The organism is Pseudochrobactrum sp. AO18b, from assembly GCF_000409565.1.
Taxonomy (GTDB): Bacteria; Pseudomonadota; Alphaproteobacteria; order Rhizobiales; family Rhizobiaceae; genus Pseudochrobactrum; species Pseudochrobactrum saccharolyticum.
In genome coordinates, this window is record NZ_ANNO01000069.1 from 1 (window position 1) to 2,751 (window position 2,751).

At 49.9% G+C, this 2,751-nt stretch carries 3 protein-coding genes; 2 read left to right on the plus strand and 1 reads right to left on the minus strand.

The window, feature by feature from the left end; genetic code table 11:
• Window positions 1-186 precede the first annotated feature (186 nt).
• Window positions 187-978 (plus strand): histidinol-phosphatase, encoded by a 792-nt coding sequence (gene hisN / locus A918_RS0103395; protein ID WP_028233327.1) that lies wholly within the window; start codon window positions 187-189, stop codon window positions 976-978.
• Window positions 979-990: 12 nt separating this feature from the next.
• On the opposite strand, the gene A918_RS0103400 is transcribed toward hisN, so the two are convergent.
• On the minus strand, window positions 991-1,980 hold the full coding sequence (locus tag A918_RS0103400; protein ID WP_022709693.1) for an alpha/beta fold hydrolase: 990 nt from the start codon (window positions 1,978-1,980) through the stop codon (window positions 991-993).
• Between the two features lie 251 nt (window positions 1,981-2,231).
• On the opposite strand from A918_RS0103400, the gene A918_RS0103405 reads away from it, so the two are divergent.
• Window positions 2,232-2,723, plus strand: a complete 492-nt coding sequence (locus A918_RS0103405; protein ID WP_022709694.1) for an Hsp20 family protein — start codon at window positions 2,232-2,234, stop codon at window positions 2,721-2,723.
• Window positions 2,724-2,751: the final 28 nt, after the last annotated feature.

Here is a 2,751-nt window from a genome sequence, read left to right on the forward strand (position 1 = left end):
AATTCGGAATTCGGAAAAATCAGACATTTTTATGAAAATTCTGAATTTTCTGAAGTTACAATCAAATTAACTTATTGATATATTTCATCAAAATGTTTTGGCTAAAAGCTGTAGCTCAAGCATTTTGATGAGAGATATCGCCGAAATTTCGTCGAAATGCTAAAATCCTGCTGTGAAATGGAGTGAATTTTCGTGGTGAATTCGTCGTTTTTGAAAGAGGTTGCACAGGCAGCGTCTGAACAAACCCTGCCGCGATTCCGGCAAAAAATCGCAATCGATAATAAATATACTGTCGGTTTTGATCCGGTAACCGAAGCGGATCGCGAAGCTGAAAAAGCCATTCGCAAAGTGATCAATCAGCATTTTCCTGATCACGGAATTCTGGGCGAAGAGTTTGGCGGCGAAAATCTCGACAGCAGCCATATCTGGGTAATTGATCCGATTGACGGCACCCGTGCTTTTATTTCCGGACTGCCGGTCTGGGGAACGCTGGTCGGCCTGATGGTTGATGGCGATGCCCGTATCGGCATGATGTCTCAACCGTTCACCAACGAAATGTTTTATGCGCTGGGCGATGGTGCGTTCTGGAGCGGGCCGGAATATGCAGGCAATGGCGGGCATGTGCAGCTGAAAACCCGCCAGACCACAGATTTGTCGGAAGCAACGGTTTTCACAACGTCACCCGCTTTGTTCAAAGACGGACAGCGTGAAGCGTTCGATCGTCTGGAAGCACAGGTGCGTTTGTCCCGTTATGGTGTGGATTGCTATGCCTATGCAATGCTGGCTTCCGGTTTTGCCGATCTGGTGATTGAGAGCGGTTTGCAGCCTTATGATGTTATGGGGCTAATTCCGGTGATTGAACAGGCGGGCGGTGTCATCACGCAGGCCGATGGCGAACCTGCGGAGAAGGGGGGCTATATTGTAGCAGCTTCTTCGGCAGCTTTGCATGAACAGGCTCTGAAACTGCTCAATGCCTGATCATTGTGTGGTCTATGCTTCTGTCAGCGCCGGTTCAGTATTCTGTTCCGGCGCGTTTGATCCCGGTATGAATGCATCAAACGCTGCCCAGACCTGCTCCCGATAAAAATCGCTTTCCTGCAATAATTCATGCCGCGCACCGTCAATGGTAATCAGAGACGCGCTGCGTAATTTTTCAGCAAGGCGCATTGCTGCCTTGCCATCGACAACACGGTCGGCACCGGGAACGATAAACAGCGTCGGGATCGCAAAATTCTCGTAAAATTGCTGATTGTTGATACTGTGAATGGCATTGAGTGTTTGTGCCAGCCAACGGATTGTCGGCCCAGCAATACCCAGTTGCGGATGATCGCGTGTGATTGCGGCATTGCGCAAATAACGGGTCTGATCGTGCGTAAGCGGGTTGCCGTCAAAACTCTCCGGCGGCAGTTGCAAAGGGACTTTGCCTGCATAGCGGCTGCCAAAACCGGATGATGCCAGTAATGAGGCAAGGGGCCGTAGCTGACGGTCTGAGAATATACTGCGCGCCAGCCCGAGAAAAGGGGAAACCAGAACCATGCGGCGGATGCGCGACTGCAGCATTTCATGCGATTGCAAGGCGATTAATGCGCCGGTTGAATGTGCCAGAATATAATAGGGTGGCGGGCAGTCCGGCATGATGATCGTCTTGAGAAAAATCTCGAAATCACTGCGGTAATCGGAAAATTGGCGGACATAGCCACGCGCGGCATCTTTGAGAATGCGGAATGATCCGCCCTGACCACGCCAGTCCATTGTCGCAACACAAAAACCGCGCCGGTTCAGATCACTGATCGTTTCATAATATTTTTCAAAGGCTTCATTGCGCCCGTGGAGCAAAATGACAGTGCCGTTGCGCGGTGTATCTTCCGCATAGGGACAAATAGCATAGCGCAGCTCAAACCCGTCGGCAGACTGAAAATAGCCTGCCTGCAATCCTGCGGGGATCTTGTTATTTTCTGTCTCAAAATACGGATTTGTCATTACTGCTACTCTTGTCATTGCGTGCCGGTGAAGCTTCGATGCTTCTTATATGGTCTGCATATAGCGGGATCATGGCGGGCGGAAGACAAATTGTAAATGCCGGAATTGCCCCCTTGAAATATGTTTTCTGTAATACCAGATCATTGGTGTAGCCGCCTGATAAGGGGCTGCGCAAATGAGAAAGGCTCGCCGATAACGGGAGTTTTTCAGACAGTCTTTTAACGCAACGTCGCTCTGAAGGAGGGCATTTTATGCGTCATTTTGATTTTTCTCCGCTTTACCGTTCAACCGTTGGTTTCGACCGTTTGTTCACGATGCTGGACAGTCTCGGCCAGCCGGAAAGTGCGCAGGCTTATCCGCCTTATAATATCGAGCGCACCGGTGAAAGCTCCTACCGTATTACCATGGCTGTGGCCGGTTTCGATCAGAATGAGATTGAAATTGAAGCGCACCGCAATCAGCTGACCATCAAAGGCACCAAGATTGCCGATGAAGCGGACAGTGAAAAAGAATTTCTCTATCGCGGGATTGCATCGCGTGCGTTTGAACGCCGCTTCCATCTGGCTGACCATGTTGAGGTCGCCGGTGCGAGCCTGAAAAACGGCCTTCTGCATATTGATCTCAAGCGTGAGATTCCGGAAGAACTGAAGCCACGCAAGATTAATGTGACGAGTGTTTCGGGCGATACTTCGCAAAGCATCGATGCTAAAACCGTTGATGCAAAGGCGATCAGCAGCAACTAAATTGCTTCTAGACTGAATGAAGAAAGGG

Excerpts from the sequence above, each read along its gene's own strand:
- A918_RS0103405 (WP_022709694.1), top strand. The coding sequence starts at position 2,232 with ATGCGTCATTTTGATTTTTCTCCGCTTTACCGTTCAACCGTTGGTTTC.
- A918_RS0103400 (WP_022709693.1), bottom strand. The coding sequence starts at position 1,980 with ATGACAAATCCGTATTTTGAGACAGAAAATAACAAGATCCCCGCAGGA.